The organism is Kitasatospora sp. NPDC048715, from assembly GCF_043198905.1.
GTDB classification, from domain to species: domain Bacteria; phylum Actinomycetota; class Actinomycetes; order Streptomycetales; family Streptomycetaceae; genus Kitasatospora; species Kitasatospora lactacystinica.
The window spans coordinates 250,225-276,993 of the sequence record NZ_JBICVH010000018.1 but is presented as its reverse complement, the minus strand read 5'-3'; the positions used below and the strand labels follow the sequence as shown (position 1 = coordinate 276,993).

Below are 26,769 nucleotides of genomic sequence, written 5' to 3'. Positions count from 1 at the left end.
CGTTGAACGCCTTCGAGATCGCCTTCGACGGCCGACTCTCCGCCGGCCGCCGCTAACTCAACCCAACCGAGTTACACCGTTCACTGGACACACCCAAACCACCTCGCTCCACTCCAGCGAACTGCCGAACAGACGACCTGTCAGCACTCCTAACAAGATCGCCAACAGAGTCCGCCGTTCAGTTAGGACGGTTGGGGCTGCGTCAAGGGTCGGTTGTGGGCATGTTGATGCTGATGGTGGCTTTGTAGGTGGCTCGGTCGATGCTGGGTCCGCGTGCGTTGTATTTGGAGATCGCTCGTTTGACAATGCGGTCTTTGGTGCGGACCCGCCGTTCGGGCAGGAGCTGGTTCAGTACCTGATGTCCAATGGCGCCGACCAGGTCGATCACGGTGTCGGCGATGATGCCCGCGGCCAGCACGAGCTGGTCGCGGGCGGCGGACAGTGCGACGGTGAAGCCCGCTCGGTCGGGGTCGATGCCCGGAACGCTGTCGGTGGCATCGGTCATCGCGGTCCGCAGTGCCTGGTAGGCGATCAGCAGTGCCCAGACTTCCTGTTCGATCCCGGTCGGGGTGCGGGCGCGCAGGACCCGCCCGCCCAGGATCGTGGATTTCAGCTCGGCGTAGGCCGTCTCGATCTCCCAGCGCTCGTGGTAGAGCCGGACGAGTTCGCGGGCCGGGTGCGCTGACGGGTCGGTGAGGGTGGTCAGCAGGCGATAGTGGCCGGTGTGGCTCCCCCGGGACGTGACGATGCTGATCTCGGCGTCGATGACCCGGACGGTCAGCGCGCCGAGCCGGGCCAGGAACGAGCCGTCGCCGCAGCGGGCCACTGGCGGCAGTCTTCGTCCGGACTTGCAACGCACCAGCAGGTGCGCGCCGGTGGCGGCCAGGCGGTTCAGCAGATCGGCAGACCACAGTCAGCGGCGGGATAGACCGGCCGCAGGTCCGGCACCAAAAATCCCTGACTCGATCGAGTGCCGCCGACTCGTGTGCGGCATTGGTGATCGTGACGACCCCGGTCAGACAGTCCAGCCACGCGACAGCTTGACCACGCGGGCCCGGCAGGTTGACGTACAGCCGATCCTTGCCCGCCCGACGCCACGGGCTGACCGTCAGCTCCTCCACTCTGCTCCTCCGCAGATGACCTGACGCGAGATCAGCACGAGCAAGGAGCTTGGCAAGACGCCGATCGGCCACGCTCGATCGAGGTTCACAGAAGGGGAGGTGAGAGAGGGTTGTTACGACTTTCACTACTTCATCAAGGGCGCGCACGGCGCGCCAGCGCGCGGCCCAGCCGCTCGCCGACATTCCTGTCTTCGCCCCGCTCCGGCGGCGGCCGGCGGCGCACGGGGCTGAGGTCAGAACCGGCGGTGGCTGGGTCGGGCGGCTCCGCGGTTTTACCCACCTCTCCGGACCAGGACCCGAGTCGAGCAAGAACGGGGGCCACTCGGCCAAATTGCGGTCAGGCCCAAAAGCCCTGACCGAGTCGCAACAGCTTACGGCCCCCCCGATCATGTTCGATCCCAGGCCGGACAGGGCACCGGCCAAAACCGCTCCACCGCCCGCGTGCACGTCTCATCTGGTGCGGGCAACCCGATACCGACGATTAAGTCAGTTGACTAGGCGCTCATATCGTTCATGCAAGAGCGAGTACTCGTGGCGGCTTGGGCGAACAATCGGGTCCCCTGCCTCAATTTCCTCGGGAGTGGGCGGCTCAAGCGAGCGCTTCACATCATTCACAAGTTGTTGCAGGTCGTCGTCATCGAGTGCGATGACGAATCCTCGGTGGTCGAGTGCGGTGTCGCGACACCGCTTCAGGAAGAGGTCCTTGTTTTTGAATGATCGACTCGTTAGAATTCCGAGCTTTCCGCGAATCGGCGAGAATCGGGAGGAGATCTGATCAAGCTCAGGGTTCTCGACATCTCGGCTGTAGTTCTTGCACTCTACGAAGATGTACTGGCTGGCTACCTGGTGCTGGCGAAGCCATCGAAAGAAGCCGTCCTGACTGGAGTTCATGTATCGAATATCGATTCTCTTCCGCCCTTCGTGAATCTCGGCCTCTTTTATGGGCATGCTGAGAGACGGGTAGAAGAGGGCGGATAGCAAGGCCTCGATGTTGTGGTGATATGTGGTGGCGTAGTCACGTCCCGCCGGTGTCTCTAGCACGGCCTCCAGGAGTGCGTCATAGTCCGGAGGCAGCCCACCGGCCGATTCGGCTAGTTGCTCATTGGTGAGAGGGGCTGTCTCAGTCAGCCGCTTGACCCGCTTGTAGTGGTTGTAGACTTCTGGGCGCTCTAGCGAGAGTCGCACTACCGCTGGCTTGCTATCGCCGTGAAAGTTCCTCACGTCCTGTCGGTTTACGAATCGGCGACCGGACTTCGCGGTTTGTGCGAGTTGACTCGCCGGATTGTCGAGCTCTTCATCTTGCAGTACTGGAATTAGGTGATTCCGATAATATTCCTCCTTGGAGAGGTGGAGGCTTCTCCGCACAATGACCTTGGGGACCATTAGGAGCTTCTGGTGGGAGGCGACGGGGAGGTCGGTGTAGCCGTCCTCCCATGCCTTGGATGCTGAATTCCATACGGGTCCGCTGTGGACAGTCTCGGTTGGGATGCCGTGGAAATCACACATTGCTTGCGTATATGTTATCAGGGCGCCCCGGATTACGTTCGTAGTGATATCGGAAACAATGTCTTTGCCGACGCCTTCGATGAATAGCGCCGTATCTTCGAGGTCTTCGATTAGTCCGGTCTTTGCTGCCTGGCTTGAGCTTAGCTTCTCGGCAAGGTCATTGCTCATTCCCTTCCCCATGCCTCGGCCCCGCGATCTGCCGTGGGATACTCCGAGATGGGTCTCGTTCGGTTCGCTAAGTTTGCCAAGTAGCGATGAGACGCGTCCCTTTTCTCCGTGCCGCACAGCGTCGAGAACTGCATCGAAGAATGTCGCCAGCAGGACTTGGCATTCTTCGGCCCACATGCCTTCAAGTCGCCTAATGCTGCTTGGGTCGATGTAGACGGCGATATCGTCTGTAGTGTCCACGTCGACGAAGTCGAGCTGCGCCTGGTTCTTGTTCAGGCCATAGTGCGCTGAAATGCGCATGCCGTCCCCTCCATGTGCGAGCCGTGGTGATGGCGACGCGCGCCAACCTGCCTGTCGTATGACGATAGAGCGCAGGGGTGACAGTGCGACAGGGGGCGGAAGGGGTGCGCGTGGAGCGCGAGCGAAGAATCGGTCACGTGTTCGGCTAATGATGGTGACGGGTCGCTCGTCGGGGCAATAAGGGTCAGGTGGCTGATTCGCTCTCAGGGCTCTGTGATCATTTGGGTGCTGCAGATGTTCTGGAGCTTTTCGTGCAGGTCAGGCATCGCGTCCTCACTGTCTCCGATTGGAGCAGCCTGATTGGCATCGATGGGAGAGAATGTCCGGTGGATGCCTGGCTAACGCAGCTGGTCGTTCTAAGATTTGATGAGGATGGCGGTGCGGGTTGGATGAGGTCGCCGACACTGCGTCGTGCCACAGGCGTGCCAGATTGGACGGTGCGTGGCGGTCAGCTGCGGGCGCCGGCGGTGCGCTGGCAGGGGAACTGGCCGGCCAGGCGGGGTGCAGGTCGGGGCGGGTGCCCCACGCCAAGCCTTACAAAGCAGATGCCGGCGGTTCGAAACCGTCCGGCCCCACCACCACGAGGGCCGGTCCGGGAGGTACCACCTCCTGGACCGGCCCTCGGCCGTTTCCGGGTCCTGGCGGTGCGCCGGGCCTGGGGCCCTTCGCCGGTCGGGGGTGGGGGTTGCCTGGTGGCGGTGGTGGGCCGGGGTGGTAGGGAGGGGGGATGTTGACCAGGGCGTTCGATGCGGTGCTGTGCGATGTGGACGGGGTGATCCGGTTCTTCGACGGGGCCGAGGTGGCGGCGTTGGAGCGGGCGGCGGGGGTGGGTGAGGGGAGTACGGCGGAGGTCGGGTTCGCACCGGAGAACGACCTGCCGCTGCTGCTGGGGCGGATCGGAAAGGCGGAGTGGGTGGAGTCGATCGCGCGGGGGCTGGCCGGGCGGGTGACGGGCGCGCAGGCGCGCGGGCTGGCGGAGGCGTTCGCGAACTCGCCGTTCCGGGCGGACGAGGCGGTGGTGGGGCTGTTGCGGCAGGTGCGGGAGCACTGCCGGGTGGTGCTGGTGACCAATGCGACGGCGTGGCTGGACGAGGACCTGGCGCTGCTGGGGCTGACGGACCTGGCGGACGCCGTGGTGAACAGCTCCCGGGTGGGCAGCGCCAAGCCGGACCGGCGGATCTACGAGATCGCCGCCGAACGGGCCGGGGTGGTGCCGGAGCGGTGCCTGTTCGTGGACGACCGGCAGGAGAACGTGGACGCGGCGGTGGCGCTGGGCATGACCGGGGTGCGCTACCGGGGACCGGAGGACCTGCGGCGGGCGCTGGCGCCGGTACTGGGGTAGCGGGTCAGCGGGTCAGCAGGTGTCGTGGGGGCCGCCGTTGAGGTGCCGGGTGCCGGGTGCCGGGGGCGGGGGTACCGCGGGTGGCGGGGGTGGGGGTGGCGGGCGAGGATCGGGGGGACCGGGCGTACCCCTGAGAGCGGTGGCGGATGGCTGAGCAGGTCGGGGAGTCGCGGGCGGAGCTTTCCTCGCGCTTGAACTGGCTGCGCGCGGCCGTACTGGGGGCCAATGACGGCGTGGTGTCGACGGCCGGCCTCGTAACCGGTGTGGCGGGTGCGGAGGGCTCCCGGACGGCGCTGCTCGCGGCCGGGGTGGCCGGGCTGCTGGCGGGGGCGATGTCGATGGCGGCGGGCGAGTACGTCTCGGTCAGCACCCAGCGGGACACCGAGCGGGCCGCGTTGGCGCAGGAGCGGCGGGAGCTCGCGGAGGATCCGGAGGGGGAGCTCGACGAGCTGACCGACTACTACCGGGGCAGCGGGCTGGAGGACGGCCTGGCCCGGGAGGTGGCGACGGCGCTGACGGAGCGGGACGCGCTGGCCGCCCACGCGCAGACCGAACTGGGCATCGACCCGGACGTGTTGACCAACCCCTGGGAGGCGGCGCTGGCGAGCGCGGCGGCGTTCACGCTGGGTGCGCTGGTGCCGCTGCTGGCGGTGCTGCTGCCGCCGGAGTCGTGGCGGCTGATGGTGACGGTGGTGGCGGTGGTGGTCGCGCTGACCGTGTCGGGCTGGACGAGCGCCCGGTTGGGCGGGGCGGGGCCGGGGCGGGCGATCATGCGCAATGTCGTGGGCGGGCTGCTGGCGATGGGGGTGACGTACAGCGGCGGTGTGCTGCTGGATCAGGTCATCGGGTGAACGCGCGTTCCCGGCCCCGTGAACGGTTCCGTGTCGGGCCCGCCCGTACGTCCGCCGCCCGTACGTCCGCCCGCCCGCCCGCACGACCGGCCGCACGTCCGTCCGCCCGTACGTCCGCCCGCATGTCCGCCCGCATGTCCGCCCGCACGACCCGCCCGGCGGCGAGGCCCGGGCTCGCCGGGTGGCGGCGCCGTCCGGCTCGACAGGCGAGGTGCCGCGGCCTGTGTTTGTGTGGCTGCAAACCGCTTGGGAGAGGTGAAGCGCCGTGACCGTGCCCCCGTTCGGATCGAACGATCCGTTCTCCGATCTGCTCAGCCGGTTCTTCGGGATGAGCCCGCTGGCTTCCCCGCCCGCCGTGCAGCGGGTGCCGATCGGGCGGTTGCTCAGCGAGTCCTCGCAGGAGTTGCTCGCGCTGGCCGCGCGGCGGGCGGCCGAGGACGGCTCCAGTGACCTCGACACCGCGCACCTGGCCTGGGCGGCCACCCGGGTGGAACCCTCGCGCCGGATGCTGGAACGGGCCGGTATCGATCCGGACCGGCTCTCCGGGGACCTGGAGCACGCCCTGCCCGCGGGCGATGCCGAGGCGGTGGACGGCCGGCCGGCGCTCACCCCCTCGGCCAAGCGCGCGCTGCTCGCCGCGCACGCCCAGTCGCAGGCGGCGGGCGCCTCGTACATCGGCCCGGAGCACATCCTCGGCGCGCTGCTCGACCAGGAGCGCTCGGGGGCCGGGGTGGCGCTGCGCAACGCGGCGCCCTCGCAGGAGGCGCTGAAGTCGGTGCTGGAGGGGCGCGGCACCGGCGGCGAGCGCAGCAGTACGGGTGCCCGCCCGAGCGAGACGCCGACGCTGGACGAGTACGGGCGCGACCTCACCGAGGAGGCGCGTTCGGGCCGGTTGGACCCGGTGGTGGGGCGGGCCGAGGAGATCGAGCAGACCGTCGAGATCCTCTCCCGGCGGACCAAGAACAATCCGGTGCTGATCGGTGAGCCGGGCGTCGGCAAGACGGCGATCGTCGAGGGCCTGGCCCAGCGGATCGTCTCCGGGGACGTGCCGCAGAGCCTCAGGGAGAAGCGGGTGGTCACCCTCGACCTGACCGCGCTGGTGGCGGGCTCCAAGTACCGGGGCGAGTTCGAGGAGCGGCTGAAGAACGTGATCGACGAGGTCACCGCGGCCGAGAAGAGCGTGATCCTGTTCCTGGACGAGCTGCACACCGTGGTCGGCGCGGGCGGTGGTGGCGAGGGCTCGATGGACGCCGGCAACATCCTCAAACCGGCGCTCGCGCGCGGCGAGTTGAGCGTGGTCGGCGCGACCACGCTGGACGAGTACCGCAAGCACGTGGAGAAGGACGCCGCGCTGGAGCGCCGCTTCCAGCCGGTGCTGGTGCCCGAGCCGAGCGTCGAGGAGACCGTCGAGATCCTCCACGGGCTGCGCGACGCGTACGAGGCGCACCACCAGGTGCGGTTCACCGACGAGGCGCTGGACGCGGCGGCGACGCTCTCCGACCGGTACGTCAGCGACCGTTTCCTGCCCGACAAGGCGATCGACCTGTTGGACCAGGCCGGCGCGCGGGTCCGGCTGCGCAGCCTGAGCGGGTCGACCGAGGCGACCGGGGTGCAGGACCGGATCACCAAGCTGAAGCGGGAGCTGGACGAGGCCGTCGCGGACGAGGAGTTCGTCCGGGCCGCCAACCTGAAGACCGAGCTGCGGCAGACCGAGGACGAACTGGCGGCGATGGCCGAGTCCCGCGAGGAGGTCGTCGATGTGACGGCCGACGACATCGCGCAGGTGCTCTCCTCCCGGACCGGCATCCCGGTCGCGGAGCTGAACGCGACCGAGAAGGAGCGGCTGCTCAAGCTGGAGGAGCACCTGCACGAGAAGGTGATCGGCCAGGACGAGGCGGTCACGGCCGTCGCCCAGGCGGTGCGGCGCGGCCGGGCCGGGATGGGTGACCCGGACCGTCCGACCGGTTCCTTCCTCTTCCTCGGGCCGACCGGCGTCGGCAAGACCGAGCTGGCGAAGGCGTTGGCGGCGCTGCTGTTCGGCGACCCGGACCGGATGATCCGCTTCGACATGAGCGAGTTCCAGGAGAAGCACACCGTCTCCCGGCTGGTCGGCTCCCCGCCCGGGTACGTCGGTTACGAGGAGGCCGGGCAGCTGACCGAGGCGGTGCGCCGCAAGCCGTACAGCGTGCTGCTCTTCGACGAGGTGGAGAAGGCGCACCCGGACGTCTTCAACCTGCTGCTCCAGGTGTTGGACGACGGGCGGCTGACCGACTCCCAGGGGCGTACGGTCGACTTCCGCAACACCGTGGTGATCATGACCAGCAACATCGGCTCCCAGCGGATCCTCGACCATGCGGGGAACGTGGACGAGATCCGTGACGACCTGATGCGCGACCTGAGGCAGCAGTTCCGGCCGGAGTTCCTCAACCGGATCGACGAGGTGATCGTCTTCCACGCGCTCACCCGGAAGGACCTGCTCTCGGTGGTGGACCTGCTGCTGGACCGCAGCCGGCGCCGGCTGCGGGCCCAGGACGTCGAGCTGGACGTCACCGGGACGGCCAAGGAGTACCTGGTCAACCGGGGCTACCAGCCGGAGTTCGGGGCCCGGCCGCTGCGCCGGACGATCCAGTCGGAGTTGGACAACCGGATCTCCAACCTGCTGCTGGACGGTTCGGTGCGGGAGGGGGACACGCTGATCGCGGACGTGAGCGACGGGGAGCTGGTGGTGACGCTGGCGCGGCCGGAGGCGTCGGCGACCTTCGAGGAGGCGGAGGCGAAGGCCCGGGCCGGCTCGGCCGCCGCGGGGGACTGAGGACGACCGGGGCGGGCGTACTCCAGCGGGAGTACGCCCGAACGCCACTGCTGGAGGACGCGCGGGGACGCGTCGCGGTCTAGCTTGTGGGCATGATGCCGCCCACGTCCCCGCCGACCGAGCCGCCCTCGGTGGAGCGGCCACCGGCGCAGCCGCCGGAGGAGCCGCCCGAGCCGTGGCGCCCGCCGTGGGTGCGCGCGGCCAAGGCGGGCTACCCGCTCGGGACGGCCGCGGCGGTCGCGGTGCTCCAGGTGGTCGGCTCGACCTTCGCCGGGCACAACCAGCACGGGCGGGCCCCGCTGGACGCCTTCGGCTACCTCCTGCTGCTGCTCGGGCCGGCGCTGCTGGTGCTGCGCGAGCGCCGGCCGGTCGCGGTGGTGGCCGGCACCTCGGTGGTCACTGCCGGGTACCTGGCCGCCGGGTACCCGTACGGGCCGGCCTTCGTGAGCTGGCTGATCGCCTGCTGCGTGGCGATCGGCTCCGGCCATCGCCGGGCGGCCTGGGCCGGTGCGGGGGGCGTCTACCTGGTGCACCTGCTCGGCACCTTCGTCCTGCCGCAGGGCTGGCAGCGCGCGGCCCCGCCGTCCGGCAGCGTCTGGCTGCAGGAGCTGGGGCTGCTGGCCTGGCTGCTGCTGGTGATGGCGGGGGGCGAGCTGGTCCGGTTCCGGCGCGAGCGGATCGCCGCCCACCGGGCCTACCAGCAGCAGTTGGAGGAGCGCCGGGCCAACGAGGAACGGCTCAGGATGGCCCGGGAGCTGCACGACATCCTGGCGCACAGCCTGTCGCTGATCAGCATCCAGGCCGGGGTCGCGCTGGCGCTGCTCGACCGTCGGCCGGAGGAGGCCCGCGGCGCGCTGGTCACCATCAAGTCGACCAGCAAGGAGGCGCTCGGCGAGGTCCGCCAGGTGCTCGCGACGCTGCGCGGGCCCGGGGCGGCGCCGCGCGGACCGGCCCCGGGGCTGGACCGGCTGGACGAACTCACCGAGCAGGCGGACCGGGTGGGCCTGGCGGCGGAGGTGCAGGAGCGCGGCGAGCGGCGCGCGCTGTCCGCCGCCGTCGACCTCACCGCCTTCCGGATCGTCCAGGAGGCGCTCACCAACGTGGTCCGGCACTCGGCGGCCCGCCAGGCGGTCGTGGTGCTGGACTGGACGGACCCGGCCGTGCTGGTGGTCCGGGTGGAGGACCCGGGGCCGGCGGTGCTCGCGGACGCGGGCGGGTCGGGCAGCGGGCTGGTCGGGATGCGGGAACGCGCGGCGGCGTTCGGTGGCACCATCGCCGCGGGGCCGCTGCCCGACGGCGGCTTCCGGGTCCGGGCGGAGCTGCCGACACCGAAGGCGGAGAGCGATTGATTCGGGTACTGCTGGCGGATGACCAGCTGCTGGTCAGGGCGGGCTTCCGGGCCCTGCTGGACCTCCAGGACGACCTGACGGTGGTCGGCGAGGCGGACGACGGCGAGGCCGCGCTGCGGCTCGCCCGTGAACTCGTCCCGGACGTCGTGCTGATGGACATCCGGATGCCCCGGATGGACGGGCTGGAGGCGACCAGGAGGATCGCCGAGGACCCGGCGCTGTCCCCCGTGCGGGTGGTCGTGCTGACCACCTTCGAGCTGGACGAGTACGTGTTCGAGGCGCTGCGCTCGGGGGCCGCGGGCTTCCTGGTCAAGGACACCGAGCCGGCCGAACTGCTGCGGGCGATCCGGGTCGCCGTCGCGGGGGACGCGCTGCTCTCGCCGGGCGTCACCAGGCGGCTGATCGGCGAGTTCGCCGCCCGGTCGAAGGCGCCCGAGGCCGTGCCGGAGGGGCTCTCGGACATCTCGATGCTGACCGAGCGGGAGCGCGAGGTGCTGGCCCTGGTCGGGATGGGGCTGTCCAACGAGGAGATCGCCCGGCGGCTGGTGGTCAGCCCGCTGACGGCGAAGACGCACGTCAGCCGGGCGATGGTGAAGCTCGGCGTGCGGGACCGGGCGCAACTGGTGGTGCTGGCCTACGAGTCGGGGCTGGTGCGGCCGGGCTGGCTGGGCTGATCCGCTCCTGGCGGTTGCGGTCCATGGGCGGTTGGCCCACGGCTGGTTGGTCCATGGGCGGTCGCGGTCCACGGGGCGGGTGCGCCGGAGGCGTCGCCGTCGCGCGGCTGCTTCCGGCCCCGCGTGTCGCGGGTGGTTCCTACTCTCCCGGGAGTATCCCAACTGCCGCTGCTGGTAGGACGCGTGATGAGACCTCGCTGCGGGACGCTCCAGTCACCTCGGGAACCACCCGAGGTCCTGGAGGCCCACGACCGAGGAGTTGAACCACCATGTACACCCAGCTGGCCGACTGGCACGGCCCCGGCCCATGGATCCTGCTGATCCCATTGATCTGGATCGCCGTGGTGGTCCTGGTGATCGCGGTGCTGCGCCGCACGGTCTGGCGGCGGCACGGCTGCGGGTTCGGGTACGGGTACGGGGTTGGAACCGGAGCCGGAGCCGGAGTCGTGGCGGAGCATCCGCTGGCCGTCCTGGGCCGGCGCTACGCGGAGGGGGACATCGACGCCGAGGAGTACCGCGCCAAGCGGGCCGTGCTCAGCGAGTCGCCGCGGGACGACGCCAAGGGAGGTGGCGCCAGGTGACCACCCTGGACGTCGTACGGGGCACCGCCGCCCGGGTCGCCGACGCCGTGAAGGTCTACGGCGTCGGCGGCACCGAGGTCCGCGCGCTGGACCACGTGACGGTGGAGTTCCCGGCCGGGCGGTTCACCGCGATCATGGGCCCGTCCGGCTCGGGCAAGTCCACCCTGATGCACTGCGCGGCCGGGCTGGACAGGCTCACCGCCGGCAGCGCCTGGATCGGCGACACCGAACTCGGCCCGCTCAACGACCGGCGGCTCACGCTGCTGCGCCGGGAGCGGATCGGCTTCGTGTTCCAGGCGTTCAACCTGGTGCCCACGCTCACCGTCCTGGAGAACATCACCCTCCCGCTCGACCTGGCCGGGGCCGCCCCGGACCAGGCCTGGCTGGCGACGCTGGTCGACGTGGTCGGACTCGGCGACCGGCTGCGGCACCGTCCGAGCGAGCTCTCCGGCGGCCAGCAGCAGCGGGTCGCGGTGGCCCGGGCGCTGGCCGGGCGGCCCCGGGTGGTCTTCGCCGACGAGCCGACGGGCAACCTCGACTCCCGCAGCGGCGGCGAGGTGCTCGGCCTGTTGCGCCGGGCGGTGGACGAGATGGGCCGGGCCGTGGTCATGGTCACCCACGACCCGACGGCCGCCGGCTGGGCCGACGAGGCGCTCTTCCTCGCCGACGGACGGCTGGTGGACCGGATGCGGCAGCCCACCTCCGCCTTGGTGCTGGACCGGATGAAGGCCTTCGAACGGGGGCGGTCGTGAACGCCGTTCCCCTCCGGCTCAGCCTGCGCTCGCTGCGCGCACACAAACGGCGGCTGGCCGGCACCCTCCTGTCCATCTTCCTCGGGGTGAGCTTCCTGACCGGCACGATGGTGCTCGGCGACACCCTGCGGGCCAACTTCGACACCCTCTTCGCCGACGCCAACGCCGGCACCGACGTCGTGGTCCGCAGCGCCGACGTGCTGGACTCGGCGGGCACGGTCGGCGGGGTGCGGGCACCGGTGGCGGTGACGCTCGCCGACCGGCTGCGCACCGTGCCGGGGGTGGCGGCCGCGGAGCCGTCCGTCCAGGGCGCGGGCCAGCTCATCGGGAGCAACGGCAAGCCGATCGGCGGTCAGGGCCCGCCCACCCTGGCGGGCAACTGGCTGGTCGACGGCCGGCTCAATCCGTACCGGCTGGCCGAGGGCCGGGCGCCGGCCGCCCCGGGCGAGGTGGTGGTGAACCGGGGCGCGGCGAAGTCGGGCGGGCTGCGCGTCGGCTCGACCACCGTGCTGCGCACCCCCGATCCGGTGCCGGTCACCGTCGTCGGCATCGCCACCTTCGGGGCGGACGCGGACGGCATGGGGCCGAGCACCTTCACCGCGATGACCTTCGCGGACGCCGAGCGGTACCTCACGCCCAAGGGAGAGGGGCAGGCCGGCTCGATCCAGGTCCGCGCCGCGGGCGGGGTCTCCCAGCGGGAGCTGGTCGACCGGATCACCCCGCAGCTGCCCGCAGGCGTCCAGGCGATCACCGGCGCGGCGGCCACCCAGGAGTCCACCCAACTGGTGTCCGGGCGGTTCCTGACCATGTTCACCACGCTGCTGCTGGTCTTCGCCGGGATCGCACTGCTGGTGGCGACGTTCACCATCCACAACACCTTCGCCATCGTGGTCGCCCAGCGGACCAGGGAGAACGCGCTGCTGCGGGCACTCGGGGCGGTGCGCGGCCAGGTGCTCGGGGCGACCCTGGCGGAGGCGCTGGCGGTCGGCCTGCTGGCCTCGCTGGGCGGGCTGCTGGGCGGGATCGGGGTGGCCGCCGGACTTAAGGCGCTCTTCTCCGCACTCGGCTTCGCCCTGCCGACCGGCGGCATGGTGATCGGCACGGCCGCCGTCCTGCTGCCGCTGCTGGTCGGCACGCTGGTCGCGGTGGGATCCGCGCTGCTGCCGGCCGTCCGGGCCGGGCGGACGGCTCCGCTCGCGGCCCTGCGGGAGACCGGGGTCGACCGGGCGGCGCAGGGGCGCTCGGGCGCCGTCCGGGTGGTGCTCGGCGGCCTGTTGCTGACCGGGGGAGTGCCGGTGGCCGTCCTCGGGGCGACGGACGGCCCGTCCGTGCTGCTGACGGCCGTCGGGGCCCTGGCGGTACTGGCCGGCATGGTGGTGCTCGGCCCGGTCGCCGCGGCCCTCGCGGTGCGGACGCTGGGCGCGCCGCTGCCCAGGCTGCGCGGGGTCTCCGGGGTGCTCGCCCGGCGCAACGCGGCCCGCAACCCGCGCCGGACGGCGGCCACCGCGAGCGCCCTGATGATCGGGGTCGCGGTGGTCACGCTGTTCACCGTCTTCGGCGCCTCGATCAAGGCCACCCTGGACTCCACGGTGAGCAGGTCCTTCGCGGGCGATCTCGCCGTCACCACCGCCTCGTTCGGGGCCGGCGGCAGCGGGATCAGCCCCAAGGTGGCGGACGCCCTGGCCGCCCTGCCCGAGGTGCGGCAGACGGTCGGGCTCGGCCGTGGCGTGGCCCGGATCGACGGGCACGGCCGGACGCTGGACGTGACCGACCCGGCCCGGTTGTCCGGGATCGTGGACCTCGGCCGGGTCGACGGCTCGCTGGCCGCGCTCGGTACGGACGGGCTGGCGGTCTCCCGCAGCGAGGCGCAGCAGCGCGGCTGGCGCCTCGGACAGTCCGTCACCGTGGGCTTCACCGACGGTGCGAGCGGTCCGTTCACGATCCGTGCCCTGTACGAGGGCGGCAGCCTGGCCGGGGACTACCTGATCACCCGACAGGCCTGGGCCCCGCACCGGGGGCAGGACGCGGACACCATGGTCGCGGTCGGGCTGCGCGACGGCGTGCCGGCCGCCGCGGGCAAGGCGGCGGTGGAACGGGCGCTGGTCCCGTACGGCAGCCCGCAGGTGCAGGACCGCGCCGAGTACGCCAAGAGCGCGGCCTCCGGCGTCGACACGATGCTCTCGGTGGTCTACGCGCTGCTGGCGCTGGCGGTGCTGATCGCGCTGCTGGGCATCACCAACACCCTGACGCTGGCGGTGCACGAGCGGACCAGGGAGCTGGGGCTGCTGCGGGCGGTCGGTCAGAGCGGCGCCCAGCTGCGCGGCATGGTGCGCTGGGAGTCGGTGCTGGTGGCGGCCTTCGGGACGGTCGGCGGTCTGGGGCTCGGAGCCTTCCTCGGCTGGGCCCTGGTGCGGGCCTCGGACAGCGCCGGGACGGGATCGTTCGCGATACCGCCCCTCCAGCTGGCCGTGGTCCTGGTGGCCGGGCTGCTGGCGGGCGCGGTGGCCGGACTCCGCCCGGCGGGCCGGGCGGCGCGGCTGGACATCCTGCGGGCGATCGCGACGGAGTAGGAGGCGGTGGAACGGGACCTGGCAGAGCGGGTGCGGTGGAGAAGGAGGTGGGAGCGGCCGAACCGGATGCTCAGTCCGCCGTCTGCGGGAAGACCTCCCGCAGCAGGGGGTTCGGCAGTCCGCGCTTGCGCCACTCGCGCGGGTAGCCGAGCGAGACCTCCGTGAACGGGACGCCGTCGTAGGTGGTCCGGCGCGGGATGTGGAGGTGGCCGTAGATCATCGCCGCGGTGTTGAACCGGGTGTGCCAGTCGGCGGTCAGCTCGGTCCCGCACCACTGGGCGAACTCGGGGTACCAGAGGACATCGGTGGGCTGGCGGACCAGCGGGTAGTGGTTGACGAAGACCAGCGGGACGTCCGGGTCGCAGGCGGCCAGCCGCTTCTCCGTCAGCCGGACGCGCTCGCGGCACCAGGAGTCGCGGTCCGGGAACGGGTCCGGGTAGAGCATCCGCTCGTCCGCGCAGACGACGCCGGTCTCGTAGGCGGCCGCGAGGGAGGCCTCCTTGGTGGTCGTGCCCGGCGCACGGAAGGTGTAGTCGTAGAGGAGGAAGAGCGGGACGATGCGGACCGGACCGCCGGGGCCCTCCCAGACCGGGTACGGGTCCTCGGGGGTCACCACACCGAGCCGGCGGCAGCGTTCCACCAGGTGCTCGTAGCGGGCCACCCCGCGCAGCTGGACCGGGTCCTCGGGGTGGGTCCACAGCTCGTGGTTGCCGGGCACCCACACCACGCGGGCGAAGCGCTCGGCGAGCAGGCCGAGGGCCCACTCGATGCTGGTGGTGAGCTCGGCGACGTCACCGGCGACGAGCAGCCAGTCGCCGGGATGGGAGGGCTGGAGCTTCTCCACCAGGTCGCGGTTCTCCTGGTAGGAGATGTGCAGATCGCTCACGGCGAGCAGCCGTCCACCCGTTGGGGTGGGTCGTTCCGGCTGTGTGTCGCTGCGGTTCTCCGTAGTCACTCCTGCCCCCTGAGGTCGTCCGGCCGATGGGGCCCACCCTACGGGGCGGGCCGGGGGAACGGGGCGGGTTGACGGGATCAGTCGTTCGAACAGTCGCTCCGGCCGTCGGGATCCGCCGAGTGAGCCGCCACGAGAACCGTCGGCGCATCGCTGGGCGCATCACCGGGTTGATCGCTGGGTTGATCGCTGGGCGCATCAAGGGCGAAGGGTGGATCGGGAACGGAGAGCAGCGAGGGGCGAGTACAGGAGCCAGGAGCGGAAGGGGAGTTGGGCCGGATTCAGGAGCCGATGTCGATGAGCACCCCGTGGGAGGTGACGAGGGTGACGGCGAGGATCGCCAGTGAGGCGATGCCGAGGGCCAGGCCCAGGAGGGCGCGGCCGCGCCGGCTGGTGCCGCGGACCAGCGCCAGGGTGGCCAGGGTGATGGCGATCGGCCCGAGGACGATGTTGAACAGCAGCAGACCGGGCAGGCCGAGGAGGAAGGAGGCGATGGCGAGGCCGTCGGCCTCGACGGTTCCCTGGCGGTTCGGTTCCTGACGGTCGGTTCCCTGGCGGTTCGGTTCCTGACGGTCGGTCGTCCGGCGGATGTCCGCCTGGCGGTCGGTCGCCTGGCCGCGGCTCGCCGGGCGGCTGACGATCCGCCGGACGGTGGCCGGAATCGAGGCGGCCGGGTGGTCGGTGACGGTGCTCATGGTGCGGGTCCTCTCTGTGGAGTGGCCGCGGGTGCGGTCCGCGGAGCGGCCGGGTCAGCGGTGCCGGAGGCGGGCGATGCCCTCGCGGGCGCCGAAGGCGAGCAGCCAGGTGGTGATGCCGGCGGAGGCGGCGAGGAAGACCGGGAGCGAGGTGTGGGCGGCGGTGCCGATCAGGACACCCATGGCGACCAGGGCGGAGAACAGGATCACGACTGGCTCCTTCGGCTGCGGCTGGGACTGCGCCGATTTCGGTTGACAAGTGTTCACTGACTTCGGTCCCACTGTACGCTCGGCTGGCCAAGTTCAGCAAACGATTGTTTACTGAATGGCGTGAGTCACACCGTTGGGGCCAGGCAGGCCCAGAAGCAGCAGAGTCGGCGGGCCTTGCTGGACGCCGGACTGCACCTGTTGGCCGATCAGAACCTGGCGAGCCTGGGCGTTCGCGAGGTCACCCGCGAGGCGGGGCTCTCCCCGGCCGCCTTCTACCGGCACTTCCCGGACCTCGCGGCCCTCGGGGTGGCACTGGTCGAGGAGTCGCTGGCCAGCCTGCACATCATGATCCGTGCGGTGCTCGCCGAGGCCGGTGGTGCCGAGGAGCTGATCGACCGTGCGGTGGACGTGATCGAACGACACGTCCGCGAGCACCGGGGGCACGTCCGCTTCCTGGCGCGTGAGCGGCACGGCGGGGTCCGGCAGGTGCGGGAGGCGATCGACGCCGAACTCGGCCGCTTCGCCGCCGAAGTGGGAGCCGCCCTGGCGCCGCAGCCGGAGTCACGGGGGTGGAGCGAGCGGGACCTGCGGATGCTCGCCGAGCTGTACGTCGACCACATGGTCTCCACGGCCGCCGCCTTCCTGGAGGCGCTGGAGACGGACCCGGCGCGGGAGCAGCGGATCGCCGCCACCGCGCGCTTCCAGCTGCGCCTGATCAGCCTCGGCCGGGAGCGCTGGCAGGCGGGTTGACCGTACGGGCACGGCAGTTGACCGGCCGGCGGGGACGCGTGGCCGGCGTGCGGCCGGCCCGCGGTGGGGTGTGGATCCGGCGGCGTTCCGGCCCGGCCGGCCCGCCACCCGGCCCGCGACCGGCTCGCGCGGCCCTTGAGCCGGCTGTGGATCCGGCCGCGATTCGGCCTGCGTCCCGGACTGCGTGCCGGTCCGCACCCCCGGTCCGCACCCCCGGTTCGTACTCCGGCCCGCGCTCCGGACCGCGTGCCCAGTCGCGTGCCGAGCGGCGGCGGTAACCGGCCAATGCGTCTTGGGAGGTTCTTGGTGTTGCTTTGACTCTTGACAGTGGGTCATGTCCGCGACAGCTTTGGTGGACCCCCACCCGTGGACCCTCCCCCACACCGAGAGGTCTCTCATGAAGAAGCCGCTCATAGGCACGGTTGCCACACTCCTGGTCGCCGGGGCCACCGCCTTCGTCGGAGCCGTTCCGGCTCAGGCCGCAGCCACGGCCGCCAAGCCCGCCGCCAAGCCTGTCGCCGCCGTCACCTTCGCCGGGACGGTCGCGCTCAGCAACTGCTCCGGCTCGCTGGTGCGGATGCCCGGTTCGGCCGCGAGCGACCCGGCCCTCGTGCTCTCCAACGGCCACTGCCTGGAGACCGGTATGCCCGGTCCGGGCGAGGTCGTCCTCAACCGGTCCTCCAGTCGGAGCTTCACCCTGCTCAACGCGAGCGGCGGCAGCGCGGCCACGCTGCGTGCGACCAAGATCGTCTACGGCGCGATGACCGACACCGACGTGTCGATCTACCAGCTGAACACCACCTACGCGTCGATCCAGTCCCGGTACGGGATAGCCCCGTTGACCCTCGCCGCCACCCACCCGGTCCAGGGCACCTCGATCCGGGTCGTCTCCGGCTACTGGAAGAAGATCTACTCCTGCTCGGTCGACGGCTTCGCCTACCGACTGAAGGAAGCCGACTGGACCTTCAAGGACTCGGTCCGCTACACCTCCACCTGCAACGTGATCGGCGGCACTTCCGGCTCGCCGGTGGTCGACGCCTCGACCGGCCAGGTGGTCGCCGTCAACAACACGATCAACGAGAGCGGCGAGACCTGCACCCTGGACAACCCCTGTGAGGTCGACCAGAACGGTGCCGTGACGGTTCGTCCTGGCATCGGCTACGCCCAGGAGACCTACGGGATCCCGGCCTGCTTCGCCGCCGGCAACCGCTTCGACCTCACCCTCCCCGGCTGCACCCTGCCCCGCCCGTAGGCAGTCAGGACAACCCCGCTGACCAGCACGTTTCTCCCGATGGGCCATCCGCGAACGGCGGGTGGCCCATTCGGCCGTCCATCGGTCGGCCACCGCACCACCTGCACTATCCGTACAACCAGCGCGACCAGCACGACCAGCACGACCAGCGCGACCCGCGCCGCACGGCCGCACCGGCAGGCGGCATTCATGTCAGTTGAACAGATGGAGAGTTGATGACCACCACCGTGAGAAGGCTGATGGTGTCGGCCCTGCTGATACCGCTGCTCGCGTTCGGCGGCCTGGCGAGCCCGGCGTCCGCCGCCGACAGCCAGGGCGCGCAGGGTGCCCAGGGGGCGCAGGACGGCCAGGGCAATGGGTCCCGCCACGGCCGGAGCCCCGCCGACGACCCGACCGCCGACATCAAGGACCGTCTGGCGGCGATCCCCGGGGTGACCATCACCGAGGAGAAGCCGACCACCACCGGTCACCGCTACTTCATCGCCACGTACACCCAGCCGATCGACCACAACCGCCCCTGGCTGGGCACCTTCCAGCAGCGCTTCAGCCTGCTGCACCGCGGCTACGACCGCCCGACCGTCTTCTACACCAACGGCTACACCCTGGGCACCAACCCGTCCCGCACCGAGCCGACCCGGCTGGTGGACGGCAACCAGGTGTCCATCGAGTACCGGTTCTTCACCCCCTCCCGCCCGAACCCGGCGGACTGGTCCAAGGCCGGCATCCGCCAGGGTGCCGCGGACTCGCACCGGCTGGTGACCGCGCTCAAGCGGATCTACCAGGAGGAGTGGCTGTCCACCGGCGCCAGCAAGGGCGGCATGTCCTCCACCTTCTACCGCCGCTTCTACCCGGACGACGTTGCCGGCACGATCGCCTACGTCGCGCCGAACAACACGAACGTCAACGACTACGCGGCGTACAGCGAGTTCTTCCGGACCGTCGGCACCCCCGAGTGCCGGGCCAGGCTGAACGCCGCCCAGCGTGAGCTGCTGGTGCGCCGCGACCGGCTGGAGGCCCGCTTCGTCGCCGACAACACGGCGGCCGGGTCCACCTTCAACACCCTCGGCACCCCGGACCGTGCGTACGAGGCCGGCGTGCTGGACGTGGTCTGGGCGTTCTGGCAGTACAGCCTGGAGGCCGACTGCGCCAAGGTCCCGGTGGCCGCCACCGCGACCGACGACGAGCTGTACGCCTGGTTCGACTCGCAGTCCGGCATCACCGGCAACAGCGACCAGTCGCTGGCGAAGTACACCGCGTACTACTACCAGGCCGCGACCGAGCTCGGTGCGCCGTTCTTCGACGTCTCGCACCTCAATGGCGTGCTGCACTACGACTACAAGGAGCTCTACTCGGTCCGCAGCTACGTGCCGAAGGAGATCCCGACCGTCTTCAACCCGAACGCGATGCCCGACATCGACCGCTGGGTGAAGCGCGAGGGCGAGCGGATCATGTACGTCTACGGCGGCAACGACCCGTGGGGCGCCAAGCCGTTCCGTCTCGGCCGGGGCAGCGAGGACAGCTACGTCTACACCGTGCCCGGTGGCAACCACGGCTCGAAGATCGAGCAGCTGCCGGCCGCGCAGTCGGCGGAGGCCACCGCCAAGGTGCTGGAGTGGGCGGGCCTGGGTGACCCCGACGCCGCCCGTTCGCTCGCCAAGTCGCCGCAGGCGGGCGCGGAGTTCGGCCCGCTCGACGTCGAGGGCCAGCGGCTGGAGCAGGAGCGCCGCCCGCTGTAGCGCTCGCGCGCAGTAGGCCGCGCCACGAAGCACGAGGAGGAGGCCGCCCCCCGCGTACCAGGGGGCGGCCTCCTCGCGTCGTCCCGGAAGCGCGGACGCGAGGCTGAGACGCGGGGCCGGGAAGCGAGGCTGAGACGCGGGGCGCGAAACGGGGCCCGGGAACGGCCTGGCCGGCCCCCTCCCCGAAGCAGTGAATCAGTGCTTCAATACTTCCATGGCCTACCGACGCACGCCCGCCGTACAAGCCCGCCTGGACGCCCAGCGGGAAGCGGTGCTCCAGTCGGCGGTCGGCCTCCTCGCCGAGCGCGGCTACGGCGGCTGCACGATGGCCGCCGTGGCGGATCGCGCCGGGATCGCCACCGGCAGCCTCTACCAGCACTTCTCCGGCAAGGCCGAGCTGTCGGTGCAGCTCTTCCGGCGGGTGGTCACGCACGAGATCGACGCGGTCAACGCCGCCGTCGCCCTCCGGGACACCCCGCGGCAGCGGATCGCCGCCGTGGTCGAGACCTTCGCCGCCCGTGCCCTGCGCGCGCCCCGGCTGGCGTACGCGCTGCTGGTCGAGCCGGCCGACGCGGTCGTGGACGAGGAGCGCCTGGTCTTCCGGCGGGCGTTCCGGGACGTGATCGCCACCGAGATCGCCGCCGCCGTGGCGAGCGGCGAACTGCCCGAGCAGGATCCGGTGCTGACCGCCGCCGCCCTGGTCGGCGCGGTCGGCGAGGCCCTGGCCGGCCCGCTCGCGGCCGCACCGGTCGCCGCCGCCGGGCCGCCCGAGCGCGGCGACGGCACCACAAGCAGCAGTACCACCACCAGCAGCACCACCCAAAGCAGCAGTACCACCACCAGCAGCACCGCCGGCGGCGCCATCAGGAGCGACAGCGCCGCGGTGGTCCCCGCCCTGGTCTCCTTCACCCTGCGTGCCCTGGGAGGACGCGATGACAGCGACGCATGAGGTCACCAACCAGGTGCCCCTGCCGTACGGCCACGACACCGCCGCCGACCCCACCCTGCTCGATGCCCTCCGGCGGGCCGACGCCGGCTGGGCCGAGCCCGAGCTGCGCGAGCTGGGCCGGCTGGCCGGTTCCGAGCAGGCCGCCGAGTGGGGCCGGCTGGCCAACGAGAACCCGCCGGTGCTGCGCACCCACGACCGCTTCGGCCACCGCATCGACGAGGTCGAGTTCCACCCGGCCTGGCACGAGCTGATGCGCACCGCCGTCTCGTACGGCCTGCACGCCGCGCCCTGGCGCGACGAGCGCCCCGGTGCCCACTCCGCCCGTGCCGCCAGGTTCTTCGTCTGGGGCCAGGTCGAGGCCGGTCACACCTGCCCGGTCTCGATGACCTACGCCGCCGTCCCGGCGCTGCGCGCCAACCCGGCGCTGGCCGCCGAGCTGGAGCCGCTGCTGGCCGCGCGGGAGTACGACTTCGGGCTGCGCGAGCCGCGCACCAAGCGCGGGCTGATCGCCGGCATGTCGATGACGGAGAAGCAGGGCGGCTCGGACGTCCGCACCAACACCACCACCGCCGTTCCGCACGCCGACGGCACCTACCGGCTCACCGGCCACAAGTGGTTCACCTCGGCGCCGATGTCCGACCTCTTCCTGACCCTCGCCCAGGCCCCGGGCGGCCTCAGCTGCTTCGTGCTGCCGCGCGTCCTGCCGGACGGCAGCCGCAACCGCCTCCAGCTGATGCGGCTCAAGGACAAGCTCGGCAACAAGTCCAACGCCTCGGCCGAGCTGGAGTACGACGGCGCGGTCGGCCTGCTGGTCGGCGAGGAGGGCCGGGGCGTCCCGACCATCATCGAGATGGTCAACATGACCCGGCTGGACTGCACCATCGGCGCGGCCTCCGGCATGCGCTACGGCGCCACCCGGGCGGTCCACCACGCCCTGCACCGGCGGGCGTTCGGCAAGGCGCTGGTCGACCAACCGCTGATGCGCAACGTGCTCGCCGACCTGGTGGTGGAGTCCGAGGCGGCCACGATCACGGCCATGCGGCTCGCCCGGGCCACCGACCTGACCCTCGCCGGGGACGGGAACGAGGCGCTGGTCCGGCGGCTGGGCCTCGCGGTGGCCAAGTACTGGGTGTGCAAGCGCGGTCCGGCGCACTCCGCCGAGGCGCTGGAGTGCCTGGGCGGCAACGGCTACGTCGAGGAGTCCGGGATGCCCCGGCTCTACCGGGAGGCGCCGCTGGTGTCGATCTGGGAGGGCTCCGGCAACGTCGCCGCCCTGGACGCGCTGCGTGCCATGGCCAAGCGTCCGGAGAGCGTCGAGGCCTTCCTGGGCGAACTCGACGCCGCGGCGGGCGCGGACCGCCGGCTGTACGCGGCCGTCGCCGCGCTGCGCAAGGAGCTGACCGACCTGGGCGACCTGGAGTACCGCACCCGCCGGCTGGTCGAGTCGATGGCGCTGGCGTTCCAGGGCTCGCTGCTGGTCCGGTACGGCAGCCCGGCGGTGGCCGACGCGTTCTGCGCGAGCCGGCTGGGCGGCGACCACGGCGCGGCCTTCGGCACCCTGCCGGCCGGGGTCGACACCGCGGCGATCATCGACCGCGCCCGCCCGGTGATCGTGTGAGCGGTCAGGACCGGGCAAGCGACCAGGACCGGGCAAGCGACCAGGACCGCGCGAGCGACCAGGGTCGGGAGAACGACCAGGACCGGGCGGGCGGTCAGGAAGCGGACGGCGTACGGCGGTTCTGGCAGGAGCTCGGCCTGCCCGGGCTGATCGACGTGCACACCCACTTCATGCCGAAGAACGTCCTCGACAAGGTGTGGGCGTACTTCGACGCGGCCGGCCCGCTGGTGAACCGGCCCTGGCCGATCACCTACCGCGAGGCGGAGGAACAACGGGTCCGCCGGCTGCGGGACTTCGGCGTCCGGGCGTTCACGTCCATGCTCTACCCGCACAAGCCCGGCATGGCCGGCTGGCTGAACGCCTGGGCCGCCGAATTCGCCGCCCGCACCCCGGAGTGCCTGCACACCGCGACTTTCTTCCCCGAGCCCGGGGCGCCCGGCTACGTGGCCCGGGCGATCGAGGACGGTGCCCGGGTGTTCAAGGCGCACCTCCAGGTCGGCGGCTACGATCCGGCGGATCCGCTGCTGGACGAGGTCTGGGGGCTGCTCGCCGAGACCGGCACCCCGGTGGTCACCCACTGCGGGTCCGGGCCGGTGCCGGGCAGGTTCACCGGCCCCGGCCCGATCGGCGCGGTGCTGGAGCGGCACCCCGGTCTGGTCCTGGTGGTCGCCCACCTCGGGATGCCCGAGTACCGCGGCTTCCTCGACCTGGCCGAGCGCCACCCGGCCGTCCGGCTGGACACCACCATCGCGTTCACCGACTTCGCCGAGGCCGACGTCCCGTTCCCGCGCGGGGAACTGCCGCGCCTGCGCGGGCTCCGGGAGCGCGTCCTGCTCGGCAGCGACTTCCCCAACATCCCGTACCGGTACGTGCACCAGCTGGAGGCGCTGGCCGGGCTGGGGCTGGGGGAGGAGTGGCTGCGGGCGGTCTGCCACGACAACGCGGCCGCCCTCTTCGGCATCAAGCCCGAGGACTGATCACCGCACCGTCCGCAGCAGTTCCAGCGCCCGGGCGTGCAGTCCGGGCGCGGCGGCGAGGAAGCCGTCGGAGCCGGTCGTCCAGGCCGACCCGGCGGCGTCCGTCACCGCGGCGCCCGCCTCGCGCGCGATCAGCGCGCCGGGCAGCAGGTTGCCCGCGTCGAGGCCGTACTCCCAGAACAGCGCCAGGTGGCCGGAGCCGACCTGGGCCACCTGGAGCGCGGTGGGGCCGAGGTTGCGCACCGCCAGGACGGCACCCGCCATCGCGGACAGCGACTCGCCCGCCCGGCGCAGCGCCACCGGGTCGGCGGCCACCCGGGGCGGCTGGCTGGTGGCGGCGACGGTGACGGCCAACTCCCGCTCCAGGGGCGCGATCGGCCGTCCGTCCAGCTCGGCGCCGCCGCCGAGCACCGCCCGGTAGGTGCGGCCGTCCTGTTCCGGGGCGTGCACCACGGCCAGCACCGCCGCGCCGTCCCGGACCAGCGTGGCGGTCACCGCCCAGTGCGGCTGCCCGAGCAGGTACTGCACCGCGCCGTCGGTCGCGTCGCACAGCCACCACTCGCCCTCGGCGGGCACCGACCCGTCCAGCTCCTCGGGCACCCAGCCGGCCTGCGGGTGCAGCGCCGTCAGCCGCTCCCGCAGTACGGCGGCGGCCGGGCCGTCCAGCTCGGCGAAGCGGGCCGCCGCCTCCTCGGCGGTCCGGGCGGTGACCGGGTCGGCGGACCGGCGTGCGGCCAGCCCCGCACCGACCTCCCGCACCGCGGCCTCCACACCCTCCGCCAGCGTCCACAGTTCGTTCGTCACGGTGACTCCTCCTCCTCGATTCCTCACCCCGGGCCGGCGCCCCGACCGGAGCCCCCGGGCCGGCGCCCGAGCGGAGCTTCCGACCGGAGCTTCCGACCGGAGCTTCCGACCGGGGCTCGGGGCCGGTGTGCTCCGGCCGCCCGGGACAAGGAGTACCGTCAGGGCTGCCGAACAGGACGCAGAAGCCGCCGAGAGTGACGGGGATCGGACACCATGGACCTCTCCAGCGCCGATCCGGACAGCGTGCTGGACGTCCTCGACCGCCGCCTGGTGTGCGCCCTCCAGGTGGACGGACGGGCCGAGCCCGGCCGGATCGCCGAGGTCCTGGGCGTGTCCGCGCGGACGGTCACCCGCCGGCTGGGCCGGATGCGGCAGGCCGGGGTGCTGCGGGTGGTCCGGCTGCCGGACGTCGAGGACGCGGCCGTGGGCGCGCTGCTGCTGCGGGTCCGGGTGCTGAGCGGCCGGGTGGACGCCATCGCCCAGGCCCTCGCCGACCGCCCCGACGTCCCGTTCGTCGACGTGATGCTCGGCGGCCACGAGGTCGGCGCCGTGATGCTCACCGACGCCGGTTCCCGCGACCGGCTGCTGTACGGGCAGCTGCCCGCGACCGGCGCCGTCACCGAGACCACCACCCACGCGGTGCTGCACGCCTTCGCCGACGCCGGGCAGTGGCAGGCCGGGCACCTGACCGAGGAGGAGGCCGAGGCGCTCGCCCGGCCCGCCGTCCCGCGCCCCGCCGCACCCCCGCCGCTGGACGGCCTCGACCGCGCGCTGCTGGAGCGGCTGGGCGAGGACGCCCGGCAGTCCCACGCCGTGCTGGCCGCGGCCGTCGGCGCGCCCGAGTCCACGGTGCGCCGCCGGCTGCACCGGCTCGACGGGGCGGGGCTGCTGCGCACCCACGCCACCGTGGACCCGCGGCTGCTCGGCATGGCCGTGGACGCCAACCTCTGGCTGGACGTGCCGCCCGGCCGGATCGCCGAGGTCGGGGCGGCGCTGGCCCGCCACCCGCAGGTGCACGGGGTGTTCGCCACCAGCGGTCCGGCCAACCTGCTGGCCACGGTGTTCTGCCCGGACCACGGCGAGCTGTACCGCTTCCTCACCGACGCCCTCGGCCCGCTCGGCGTCGCCCGCGCCGAGACCACCATCACCGCCCGCGCGGTGAAGCGGGCGGGCGTGCTGCTCCGGCAGCCGCCCCGGAGGCCGTAGGGCGTGTCTGACATGCCCGCCGGGCACGCGACGGCCGTTACCCGCGGGGTAATCGACGCCCGGCGCCGCACCGGGCAGGGTGGTGGCACCCGGTGCGGCCGCCACGGTCCCGGGCTCCCACCCCCGACAGGAGGCGATCCGCCGTGTCCGCCCACGTGAACACCCTCACCCCCGCCAGGCCCGGTTCCGTCTTCTCGCCCCGGACGGTGCGCGGCGCCCTCGCCCTGGACGCCCTGGTCACCGGCGGCAACGGCCTGGCCTACCTGGTCCTCTCCGGCCCGCTCGGCGAACTGCTCGGCGCCGGCCGCACCACCCTGGTCGATGTCGGGCTGCTGCTCCTCGGCTACGCGCTCGCGGTCGGCGCGCTGGCCGCACGCCGGCGGCCGCCGGTGCTCGGGGTGCGGACCGTGATCGACGTCAACCTCGCCTGGGTGGTGCTCAGCCTGGTCGCGATGGAGGTGTGGCTGGAGCCGACCACCGCCGGGTCCGTCTGGATCCCGGTGCAGGCCGCGGCGGTGGCCCTGTTCGCCGTCCTCCAGTTCACCGCCCTGCGGCGGGAGGCCCGCGAGCGGGCCTAGCGTTCGGGCCCGACGGCGGCCTGCAGGAACCGTGCCGTCTCCGTGTCGGCGGGGAGGAAGGTCTCCATGGCCAGCTCGGAGACGGTGACGTCCACCGGCGTGTTGAAGGTCGCGATGGTGGAGAGGAAGGAGAGCACCCGTCCCTCGTGCCGGATCCGCATCGGCAGCGCGAACGGGAACCCGTCGACGGCCGGTCCGCCCGTGACGGGTCCGCCCGCGGCCGGACCGTTCCCGGCCGGTCCGTTCCCGTCAGGTCCACCCGCCGGGTCCTCGACGGGCGGTTCGGGGTAGCCGCGGACCTCCTCGTACAGCCGGCGCAGCGGCTCGGCGCGGACCAGCTCCAGCTGCCGTTCCATCCGCTCCAGCAGGTGCTGCCGCCACTGCGGCAGGTTGACGATGCGCGGAGCCAGCCCGTCGGGGTGCAGGGTGACGCGGATCGCGTTGAACGGCGGTTCCAGCAGGTGAGGGGCGACGCCGTTGATGAGCAACCCGAGCGAGCGGTTGGCCGCCAGCACCCGGAAGGACCCGTCGACCACGACCGCCGGGTACGGGTCGTGGGCGGCCAGCAGCCGTTCCAGCCCGCCGCGCAGCGCGGCCATCGACGGGTCGTCCAGCGGTGTCTCGCGGTAGTGCGGGGCGTAACCGGCCGCCAGCAGCAGGGTGTTGCGCTCGCGCACCGGGACGTCCAGCTGCTCGGCCAGTCGCAGCACCAGCTCGCGGCTCGGCCGGGAGCGGCCGTTCTCGACGAAGCTGAGGTGGCGGGCCGAGGAGTCCGCCCGCAGTGCCAGTTGCAGCTGGCTGAGCTGCCGTCGTTCCCGCCAGCCGCGCAGCAGCGGGCCGACGCCGGTTCCCGTCGGGCTGCCCATGCCCGCCATGATCGTCATGGCCCAGGACGGTACTCGAACGGGCCCGGTCGGCGGGAGGGGGGCGCGACGGTCGGGAGGGCGCGGCGGGAGCAGGGGACCGGAGAGCTCAAGGGAAGCCGGGAGAAGCCGCGAGGAACCGGGAGAGCGGGA

Annotated in this window: 23 protein-coding genes; 16 read left to right on the top strand and 7 right to left on the bottom strand. The window is 72.2% G+C overall.

What is annotated here, in order from left to right; translation table 11 throughout:
* Positions 1 to 202: 202 nt before the first annotated feature.
* Both ACGFSC_RS31330 and ACGFSC_RS31325 read right to left on the bottom strand, forming a co-directional pair.
* Positions 203 to 895, bottom strand: a complete 693-nt coding sequence (locus tag ACGFSC_RS31330; RefSeq protein WP_359907266.1) for a transposase — start codon at positions 893 to 895, stop codon at positions 203 to 205.
* A 712-nt stretch (positions 896 to 1,607) separates the two neighbouring features.
* Entirely contained in the window at positions 1,608 to 3,095 is a 1,488-nt protein-coding gene (locus ACGFSC_RS31325; RefSeq protein WP_359907259.1) for a hypothetical protein, read from the bottom strand.
* A gap of 727 nt (positions 3,096 to 3,822) precedes the next feature.
* Here ACGFSC_RS31325 and ACGFSC_RS31320 point away from each other — a divergent pair.
* The 8 genes from ACGFSC_RS31320 (at position 3,823) to ACGFSC_RS31285 (ending at position 14,026) form a co-directional block, all read left to right on the top strand.
* On the top strand, positions 3,823 to 4,437 hold the full coding sequence (locus ACGFSC_RS31320; RefSeq protein WP_359907258.1) for an HAD-IA family hydrolase: 615 nt from the start codon (positions 3,823 to 3,825) through the stop codon (positions 4,435 to 4,437).
* Positions 4,438 to 4,583: 146 nt separating this feature from the next.
* Positions 4,584 to 5,288, top strand: a complete 705-nt coding sequence (locus ACGFSC_RS31315) for a VIT family protein (RefSeq protein WP_359907257.1) — start codon at positions 4,584 to 4,586, stop codon at positions 5,286 to 5,288.
* Between the two features lie 265 nt (positions 5,289 to 5,553).
* Entirely contained in the window at positions 5,554 to 8,100 is a 2,547-nt protein-coding gene (locus ACGFSC_RS31310; protein ID WP_359907255.1) for an ATP-dependent Clp protease ATP-binding subunit, read from the top strand.
* A gap of 92 nt (positions 8,101 to 8,192) precedes the next feature.
* Complete coding sequence (locus ACGFSC_RS31305; RefSeq protein WP_359907252.1) at positions 8,193 to 9,449, top strand: sensor histidine kinase; 1,257 nt, start codon at positions 8,193 to 8,195, stop codon at positions 9,447 to 9,449.
* Positions 9,446 to 10,123: a response regulator transcription factor gene (locus ACGFSC_RS31300; RefSeq protein WP_359907250.1), complete on the top strand. Its 678-nt coding sequence runs from the start codon at positions 9,446 to 9,448 to the stop codon at positions 10,121 to 10,123. Before ACGFSC_RS31305 ends, ACGFSC_RS31300 begins: the two co-directional genes overlap by 4 nt.
* A gap of 269 nt (positions 10,124 to 10,392) precedes the next feature.
* Complete coding sequence (locus tag ACGFSC_RS31295) at positions 10,393 to 10,704, top strand: SHOCT domain-containing protein (protein ID WP_359907247.1); 312 nt, start codon at positions 10,393 to 10,395, stop codon at positions 10,702 to 10,704.
* A complete protein-coding gene (locus ACGFSC_RS31290; protein WP_359907244.1) occupies positions 10,701 to 11,456 on the top strand; it encodes an ABC transporter ATP-binding protein in 756 nt (251 codons plus the stop codon). Before ACGFSC_RS31295 ends, ACGFSC_RS31290 begins: the two co-directional genes overlap by 4 nt.
* Positions 11,453 to 14,026 (top strand): ABC transporter permease, encoded by a 2,574-nt coding sequence (locus ACGFSC_RS31285; RefSeq protein WP_359907242.1) that lies wholly within the window; start codon positions 11,453 to 11,455, stop codon positions 14,024 to 14,026. Before ACGFSC_RS31290 ends, ACGFSC_RS31285 begins: the two co-directional genes overlap by 4 nt.
* A gap of 70 nt (positions 14,027 to 14,096) precedes the next feature.
* On the opposite strand, the gene ACGFSC_RS31280 is transcribed toward ACGFSC_RS31285, so the two are convergent.
* From ACGFSC_RS31280 to ACGFSC_RS31270, 3 genes are all read right to left on the bottom strand, one after another.
* Positions 14,097 to 14,912, bottom strand: coding sequence for a metallophosphoesterase family protein (locus ACGFSC_RS31280; RefSeq protein ID WP_380353439.1), 816 nt, complete (start codon positions 14,910 to 14,912; stop codon positions 14,097 to 14,099).
* A 347-nt stretch (positions 14,913 to 15,259) separates the two neighbouring features.
* Positions 15,260 to 15,673 (bottom strand): DUF4190 domain-containing protein, encoded by a 414-nt coding sequence (locus ACGFSC_RS31275; RefSeq protein WP_392864270.1) that lies wholly within the window; start codon positions 15,671 to 15,673, stop codon positions 15,260 to 15,262.
* Positions 15,674 to 15,727: 54 nt separating this feature from the next.
* On the bottom strand, positions 15,728 to 15,883 hold the full coding sequence (locus ACGFSC_RS31270) for a hypothetical protein (protein ID WP_359907236.1): 156 nt from the start codon (positions 15,881 to 15,883) through the stop codon (positions 15,728 to 15,730).
* A 120-nt stretch (positions 15,884 to 16,003) separates the two neighbouring features.
* Here ACGFSC_RS31270 and ACGFSC_RS31265 point away from each other — a divergent pair, with 120 nt between their 5' ends.
* The 6 genes from ACGFSC_RS31265 (at position 16,004) to ACGFSC_RS31240 (ending at position 23,165) form a co-directional block, all read left to right on the top strand.
* Positions 16,004 to 16,633, top strand: a complete 630-nt coding sequence (locus tag ACGFSC_RS31265) for a TetR family transcriptional regulator (protein ID WP_359907233.1) — start codon at positions 16,004 to 16,006, stop codon at positions 16,631 to 16,633.
* A 397-nt stretch (positions 16,634 to 17,030) separates the two neighbouring features.
* On the top strand, positions 17,031 to 17,885 hold the full coding sequence (locus ACGFSC_RS31260; RefSeq protein ID WP_359907230.1) for a serine protease: 855 nt from the start codon (positions 17,031 to 17,033) through the stop codon (positions 17,883 to 17,885).
* 215 nt (positions 17,886 to 18,100) lie between these two features.
* Positions 18,101 to 19,621, top strand: a complete 1,521-nt coding sequence (locus ACGFSC_RS31255; RefSeq protein WP_359907227.1) for a S28 family serine protease — start codon at positions 18,101 to 18,103, stop codon at positions 19,619 to 19,621.
* A 214-nt stretch (positions 19,622 to 19,835) separates the two neighbouring features.
* Positions 19,836 to 20,570 (top strand): TetR/AcrR family transcriptional regulator, encoded by a 735-nt coding sequence (locus ACGFSC_RS31250; RefSeq protein ID WP_359907224.1) that lies wholly within the window; start codon positions 19,836 to 19,838, stop codon positions 20,568 to 20,570.
* Positions 20,554 to 22,188: an acyl-CoA dehydrogenase family protein gene (locus ACGFSC_RS31245; protein WP_359907221.1), complete on the top strand. Its 1,635-nt coding sequence runs from the start codon at positions 20,554 to 20,556 to the stop codon at positions 22,186 to 22,188. The genes ACGFSC_RS31250 and ACGFSC_RS31245 overlap by 17 nt, the downstream gene beginning before the upstream one ends.
* A gap of 137 nt (positions 22,189 to 22,325) precedes the next feature.
* Complete coding sequence (locus tag ACGFSC_RS31240) at positions 22,326 to 23,165, top strand: amidohydrolase family protein (RefSeq protein ID WP_359907261.1); 840 nt, start codon at positions 22,326 to 22,328, stop codon at positions 23,163 to 23,165.
* Here ACGFSC_RS31240 and ACGFSC_RS31235 read toward each other — a convergent pair whose 3' ends face one another.
* Positions 23,166 to 23,969: an inositol monophosphatase family protein gene (locus ACGFSC_RS31235; protein WP_359907219.1), complete on the bottom strand. Its 804-nt coding sequence runs from the start codon at positions 23,967 to 23,969 to the stop codon at positions 23,166 to 23,168.
* A 213-nt stretch (positions 23,970 to 24,182) separates the two neighbouring features.
* Here ACGFSC_RS31235 and ACGFSC_RS31230 point away from each other — a divergent pair, with 213 nt between their 5' ends.
* Positions 24,183 to 25,175: an Lrp/AsnC family transcriptional regulator gene (locus tag ACGFSC_RS31230; RefSeq protein ID WP_359907216.1), complete on the top strand. Its 993-nt coding sequence runs from the start codon at positions 24,183 to 24,185 to the stop codon at positions 25,173 to 25,175.
* Positions 25,176 to 25,318: 143 nt separating this feature from the next.
* Positions 25,319 to 25,753, top strand: coding sequence for a hypothetical protein (locus ACGFSC_RS31225; protein WP_359907214.1), 435 nt, complete (start codon positions 25,319 to 25,321; stop codon positions 25,751 to 25,753).
* Here ACGFSC_RS31225 and ACGFSC_RS31220 read toward each other — a convergent pair.
* Positions 25,750 to 26,637 (bottom strand): helix-turn-helix transcriptional regulator, encoded by an 888-nt coding sequence (locus ACGFSC_RS31220; protein ID WP_359907211.1) that lies wholly within the window; start codon positions 26,635 to 26,637, stop codon positions 25,750 to 25,752. The genes ACGFSC_RS31225 and ACGFSC_RS31220 overlap by 4 nt on opposite strands.
* Between the last annotated feature and the right edge of the window lie 132 nt (positions 26,638 to 26,769).